Origin of the sequence: Aquimarina celericrescens (assembly GCF_042682765.1) — a bacterium.
Lineage (GTDB): Bacteria > Bacteroidota > Bacteroidia > Flavobacteriales > Flavobacteriaceae > Aquimarina > Aquimarina celericrescens.
In genome coordinates, this window is record NZ_JBHUHY010000004.1 from 295,179 (window position 1) to 301,487 (window position 6,309).

The window sequence follows — 6,309 nt, forward strand, 5'->3', positions numbered from 1 at the left end:
AAAATGAATGTAGAAGCATTTAGAGACTACTGTTTGGCAAAAAAAGGAGTGACCGAAGAATTTCCTTTTGACGAGACTACTTTGGTTTTTAAGGTAATGGGTAAGATGTTTGCCTTAACCGGACTTGATAGAATTCCGTTTAGTGTTAATCTGAAATGTGACCCCGATCGAGCTATTGAACTACGCGAATATCACCCAGAAATTACCCCAGGATACCATATGAGTAAAAAACATTGGAATACTGTTAACTTTTCTGGTAGTTTGTCTACTAATACACTATGTGAGCTAATAGATCATTCTTATAGTTTGGTCGTAAATAGCCTTACAAAAAAACTGAAACAAGAATTAGAAAGTCTTTAATTGATTAAATTAATTACGAATTAAGGTTTCCTATCCCTTTGGGCAGAAGATTAAGGCTAGAGTGTTGTTTGAAAATCCTCATTCTAACCTTGTCCCCAAAAAAAAGGAATTTATCTCAGGAATACAAAATGAACAATCCTAAAGAATTTTACAGAGAACAAAAATCTCTACATACGATATCGCTTAAAAAGGCGAAAAAGCAATTAGCTGTCTCTAGTACGATACGATTATTGGTTTTTTTGGCAATTGTTGCATGTGTTTACTTTGGATACCCCAACACTCAAATTATTATTGGCAGTATCTTAATTGGCATAGTAGCTTTTATTTTTTTGGTAAACCGGCACACCGATCTCACCAATACCAAAAACAAGATAGAGAAGCTTATCGAGATGAATCAACTAGAACTTGATGTATTTAATGATGATGTTAGTCAACTTGCATCTGGAAAAGAATTTATAGATCCTTCACATCCTTTTAGTCACGATATTGATCTGTTCGGTGAACGGTCTTTTTTTCAGTTTGTAAATCGCACTAAAACTTTGGCCGGAAAAGATAAATTAGTAACAATTCTCGCTGCGAACACTATTGAAGATATAGAAAGAAAACAGGAAGCTATAAAAAATTTATCCGAATTACCTGTATGGCGCCAAGATTTTGGTGCTACAGCCTCACTGGCAAATATTACCATTCCGGTATCTATTATTCAAAAATGGTTGCAAAACTATACCCCATTTGTTCCTAAAATGATGAGGATACTTCCTGCACTTGTTTCTGGTATATCGATAATTATGCTTGTTTTACTATTCTTAGACCTCATTACTTTCAATATGTTTCTTTTCTGGTTTTTTATAGGCTTGGGAATTACCGGAACACAGCTTAAGAAAATCAATACATTATATAGCAATGCCAGTAAAGTAAAGGATACTTTTGAGCAATACTATAAACTCGTTGATAAAATAGAAAATACAGTATTTGATGCAGTATTATTAAAAGAAAAACAAAAAGGGGTAATTAGTAAAAAAGAGAAAGCATCACAAACTTTAAAACAATTTGCCCGTATCCTTAGTGCTTTTGACCAACGAAATAATATTATGTTTGGCGTTATTGCCAACGGATTAATGCTTTGGGATATCTTGCAGAGCTATCGCATAGAACAGTGGATCAAAAAAAACCACGATAAAGTAAATCAATGGTTTGAAGTAATTGCTTTTTTTGACGCTTACAATTCTTTAGGCAATTTTGCTTTTAATCATCCCGATTATGTATATCCCAAGATCATTTCAAACGACACTATTCTTAAAGCAAAAGAACTGGGACACCCCTTATTACGTGCCAAAAAGAGGGTAAATAATGATATTACTATTGACCACAAGCAATTTTTGATTATTACCGGGGCTAACATGGCAGGTAAAAGTACATTTTTGCGTACGGTAGCACTACAGATTGTGATGTCTAATATAGGATTACCAGTATGTGCAAAATCATGTGAATATCGCCCTATTAAATTGATCTCTAGTATGCGCACTTCAGACTCATTAAGTGATGATGCCTCCTATTTCTTTTCAGAACTCACACAACTTAAAACAATTGTAGATGCTTTGAAAGAAGACGAGTACTTTATCATTCTTGATGAAATCCTAAAAGGCACCAATAGTAAAGACAAAGCAGCCGGATCCCGTAAATTTGTAGAAAAACTGGTTGCTGCCCAAGCCACAGGAATTATAGCCACTCATGATCTGAGCCTTTGTGAAATAGCAAAAGACCTGCCACAGGTTCAGAATCGATTTTTTGATGCTCAGATTATTAATGATGAGCTTTATTTTGATTATACTTTTAAAAACGGAGTTTGCCAAAACATGAATGCTTCTTTTTTATTGAAAAAAATGGGCATCGTAGAATCTTAATGTGATAAGAATCAAGAAGCCATATACTTCTGCCAGGTCACCAGAACATATTTTCTTTTATTATATTCTTTTAGCTCCAAAAAGCCATATTCGTAGCAAAACAAATACACTTGTCCTTTTTTGTTTTTCCAGTAAATGGGTGAAATATTTTGGATTAAATCCTTCACCTAGCAATTTGTTGGCAGACACCCTTGCGAGTCCTGCTTTATTATAATTTTTAAGGATTCTACGATTGGTTTTGAGCTGCTTATCGATTGTTTTAAAAAGAGTATTCTCGTTCTCTTTATTTTTTTGATAATGAAATGCAGATCTGCAATAGGGAGTGCAGAATTTTTTGTCGATTCTTCCTTCAATTTCTGAATTGCAGTGCAAACAATAAATGGTCATTACCTATAGAATTAAACGTTTATTATGCGTATAAATCTACGTTTAATTTTGTTAAATATCGCTTCTATTTTCATATTTGATATATGGGTTCGCACCAAAAACACATTACGCTAAAGCATTTGTTAATACAAAAGCAAAAAATGATTGGGCTACAATTTTATCCCGATAAGGTCATACAGGCGTTAATCAAAGAATTACCTAATCCCAGATGGAGTCCTGTATTTGCAATGGTTTATATAAAAAATACCAAAGAAAATCTTGATTTAATTTTTGAAAAATTCAGAGGTGTTGCCTGGATTAATGGCAATTTGTTTTTTAAAGAAAAAATAATTCGAGACAATCAACCCGTTGATATGAATTGGTATCGGAATAGGGCTCATACAACTTCCTATAAATACGCTCCCGAAGCCTTTCTTCTTAAGCTAGAACTTAAAAAATACGCATTAAACACTTGTAAAACCTACATTTTACAATTTGAAAAATTTATTAATCATTATCCTAACAAAGATATTATAACGTTATCTGAGCAGGAAATACGAGCATACTTACAACATCTTATTCAGCAGAATAAATCCAATAGTTACATCAACCAAGCCATCAATAGTATTAAGTTCTATTATGAAGTTGTTATGGGGATGCCTAATAGATTTTATAGCATTGAAAGACCTAGAAAACAGCAGAAACTCCCACGAGTACTTTCTAAAGAAGAAATCCGGACTATGATAGCTAATACTAATAATATAAAACATCGATGCATTGTAAGCCTATTATATTCTGCAGGATTGCGCAGAAGTGAACTATTGAATTTGAAAATTGAAGATATAGATAGTAAAGGGATGCTGATCTTTATTAGAAATGCTAAAAATAATAGAGATCGATATTCACTACTCTCTAAAACTGTATTAAAAGAATTAAGAATATACTATAGCCAATGGAAGCCTAGGGAATATCTCTTTGAGTCTCCCGATGGTAAAAAATATTCTGGAAAAAGTGTAGGGGCTATCGTTTCTAAGGCTGCAACAAAAGCAAACATCAAAAGAAGAGTTACACCACACATACTTAGGCATTCATTTGCAACGCATTTATTAGAAAGCGGAACAGATTTAAGATATATTCAAACCCTATTAGGGCATAGTAGCACAAAAACTACTGAAATATATACGCAAGTGGCTGTTAATAATTTTAAGGTAATCAAAAATCCACTAGATTTGTAGATAAACATACATGGAATATAAAGGACATATATCCTTTATTCCATTGTTATGCCCAAGCATCAGAGGTGAAAACAGCACCTGAAAAGCAGAACGCAAGCAATACGTTTAACGGACGGGCTACACTGCAAAGACCTGAGTATTTTTTCAAAGATTTTTACCGATTCAAAAGTTGGAACTTTTCCCCGATTCGGACGCTGTACGCGGTAGCGAACTTGCATTGGTTAAGCCTATTCCAATAGTAACAAAGCGATCGCGAGAGTTAGAAAAGCAATACGCAAGGGTTTCGTAAGAAATTATCGCTTTGCTAAGCAAGTTTGCAAAATACAGGCTTCATAAAAGCCAGAGCATAACAAAATGTATAAGTTCATAGCGGCGGAAATTCCTAACGGAATTTCACGCGCATTTGCTATCTTTGAGCTGTGCGGAACATTCTTTTTCGAGTTTGCCCGCTACGAAACTATACATTAAGCGTTGTAAGCAATTAACCAAAAGTACCTCACAATCTAAATGAAACATTATCTACCAGAAGAACTTGACATTAAAAATGGGTCTGAAAGTGAGCAAATAAGAACAAGGAAAATATTTGACGACCTTAAAGAGAGAGCTCTTAATGGAAAATTTCTCTTGGAACGAGAAAAAGAGTTTTTATGTATGGGGCTGAATCTTACAATACACGAAAGTGATGGTAGACCTGGAAATTTTGATTTTTGTAATGATTATATCTTCCGAGAATTATACTTAACATATTTCCATAATAATCTTGCTGGACCATTTCATAAAGCTAAAAAAGGAAAAATAGTAGAAGTCTCACAAAGAGAACAAATAAAAGACTTTAAAAGACTTCAGTCTATTTCAAATCAATGGTATAAACAAATTGAAATTACAAATCATAAAGACCAAGTATTACAAGAGTTAGCTATTGAGACAAGAAAAGACTTAAAAGAACTTGATAAAAAATATCCGAGATTAATTAGAAGATTTCGAGCAAAGCAAGATAAATATAGGTTGCAAAAAGACAAGATAATTTTACAATCTAAATTTCTTTATCATATGATTAAGTCAATGAAACAAGACTATGACCAATCGGAATTTGAAATACCTTTCTCTGGTCAAGTAGTTGAATTAACTGATTATTCATTGGTTCATATTACAAATAGACATTACGCTGAACCCATAAAGGATAAACCCGAAAAGTCATTTCACTATCAAAATTTTTACCCTAAAGAATTACATATTGATTTGAGAAACATTCTGACAGAAATCGACAAACTTAGGTTAATTGACCTAAATCTAACTGACAACGTAGTATTTGAATTTGATGAAGTTGTTTACCAACTATGGATTCAAAAAAGAACTAAACAAGTCAAAGGACAAGGAAATGTTGAATTTAACCGAATTCAATCATTTTATCCAATTTATGACCAGGAGAAATTGTCCGAAATCAATACGAACTATGATAAAACAAAAATTAACGATAAATTAGAACTGTACGTAAAAAAATAACTGCTTACAACAATTTGTATAATGCATATGCACCCTGCGGGATGCAAACGCACCATACAAGAGACGTTGTCTACCATTAAATCGAAAAATATTGAAACTCAAAATATTATCTTTTATAGTCAATAATGGACTTATTCTTGGGGGACTTTTTATGGTTCTTATTAGCGGAATATTAATTAGAAACGGATACATTGATAAAAAAATAACGGAACAAAATATTTTGGTGGAAGTTACTGTTATAGACTGTTCTGAATTCGGAAAACGGAATTACTTTCTTGATTTAGAATACAACGGTAAAACATATACAAAACGAACTAAAAGGCGTTACTGTGAAAAACTAAACAAAAAGATAAAATAGAAATGCTAACCAATAAAAATGAAAATGAATTTATCTTTATTGATGAATATAAAAATGATAATGATTTTGGCTATGGCTTTATTTTCTTGGGTATAGGGTTATTAATAATCTATAAAGGATGGACAAAAAAACAAATCTTAAAAGAACGGTAGACAACAACATATATGTGATCATAGCAGCTAAGTGATTAATCGAATGGTTCTTGTATATTTGGTGAGGCGCAATGCTTGCAAAAGGTAAAAACTAGCAACCAATGCGCAGAAAACCCGAAAAGCAAGGTAACATTTTGCCCTGCTACGACACATATATTAAACGTTATAAGCAATATGGTACGTTAAACAAACATCCTTTACAAAGTTAAAGAAACATAGTTTACACTTTTTGAGGTGTAATTTGAGAGCAAAATCAAATTACCCTGCCTTGGAAAAATACAACAACTATGGAACAAAAAATTGAATTTATCTGTGAATGGCGTACCGGAAAATATACCATCACTGAATTGTGTAGGAATTTTGAAATCTCCAGACCAACAGCTTATAAATTGATTGATCGATTCGAAAACCAAGGCTTTGAAGGTCTAAAA

The 6,309-nt window shown here is 32.8% G+C and carries 7 protein-coding genes; 6 read left to right on the plus strand and 1 reads right to left on the minus strand.

The window, feature by feature from the left end; genetic code table 11:
• Positions 1 to 3: 3 nt before the first annotated feature.
• Entirely contained in the window at positions 4 to 360 is a 357-nt protein-coding gene (locus ACFSJT_RS08395; RefSeq protein WP_378319805.1) for an MmcQ/YjbR family DNA-binding protein, read from the plus strand.
• A 128-nt stretch (positions 361 to 488) separates the two neighbouring features.
• Positions 489 to 2,264 carry a MutS-related protein gene (locus tag ACFSJT_RS08400; RefSeq protein WP_378319806.1) on the plus strand — a complete coding sequence of 592 codons (1,776 nt, stop codon included), beginning with the start codon at positions 489 to 491 and terminating at the stop codon, positions 2,262 to 2,264.
• 60 nt (positions 2,265 to 2,324) lie between these two features.
• On the opposite strand, the gene ACFSJT_RS08405 is transcribed toward ACFSJT_RS08400, so the two are convergent.
• Complete coding sequence (locus ACFSJT_RS08405) at positions 2,325 to 2,651, minus strand: hypothetical protein (protein ID WP_378319807.1); 327 nt, start codon at positions 2,649 to 2,651, stop codon at positions 2,325 to 2,327.
• Positions 2,652 to 2,791: 140 nt separating this feature from the next.
• Here ACFSJT_RS08405 and xerA point away from each other — a divergent pair, with 140 nt between their 5' ends.
• From xerA to ACFSJT_RS08425, 4 genes are all read left to right on the plus strand, one after another.
• Complete coding sequence (gene xerA / locus ACFSJT_RS08410) at positions 2,792 to 3,865, plus strand: site-specific tyrosine recombinase/integron integrase (protein WP_378319808.1); 1,074 nt, start codon at positions 2,792 to 2,794, stop codon at positions 3,863 to 3,865.
• A gap of 507 nt (positions 3,866 to 4,372) precedes the next feature.
• The gene (locus tag ACFSJT_RS08415) at positions 4,373 to 5,368 is read left to right on the plus strand and encodes a hypothetical protein (protein ID WP_378319809.1); all 996 of its coding nucleotides are present in this window, start codon (positions 4,373 to 4,375) and stop codon (positions 5,366 to 5,368) included.
• A 360-nt stretch (positions 5,369 to 5,728) separates the two neighbouring features.
• The gene (locus tag ACFSJT_RS08420) at positions 5,729 to 5,878 is read left to right on the plus strand and encodes a hypothetical protein (RefSeq protein ID WP_378319810.1); all 150 of its coding nucleotides are present in this window, start codon (positions 5,729 to 5,731) and stop codon (positions 5,876 to 5,878) included.
• 287 nt (positions 5,879 to 6,165) lie between these two features.
• The coding region (locus ACFSJT_RS08425) for a helix-turn-helix domain-containing protein (protein WP_378319814.1) at positions 6,166 to 6,309 on the plus strand (144 nt) is incomplete at its 3' end.

Excerpts from the sequence above, each read along its gene's own strand:
- ACFSJT_RS08395 (WP_378319805.1), top strand. The coding sequence starts at position 4 with ATGAATGTAGAAGCATTTAGAGACTACTGTTTGGCAAAAAAAGGAGTG.
- ACFSJT_RS08400 (WP_378319806.1), top strand. The coding sequence starts at position 489 with ATGAACAATCCTAAAGAATTTTACAGAGAACAAAAATCTCTACATACG.
- ACFSJT_RS08405 (WP_378319807.1), bottom strand. The coding sequence starts at position 2,651 with ATGACCATTTATTGTTTGCACTGCAATTCAGAAATTGAAGGAAGAATC.
- xerA (WP_378319808.1), top strand. The coding sequence starts at position 2,792 with ATGATTGGGCTACAATTTTATCCCGATAAGGTCATACAGGCGTTAATC.
- ACFSJT_RS08415 (WP_378319809.1), top strand. The coding sequence starts at position 4,373 with ATGAAACATTATCTACCAGAAGAACTTGACATTAAAAATGGGTCTGAA.
- ACFSJT_RS08420 (WP_378319810.1), top strand. The coding sequence starts at position 5,729 with ATGCTAACCAATAAAAATGAAAATGAATTTATCTTTATTGATGAATAT.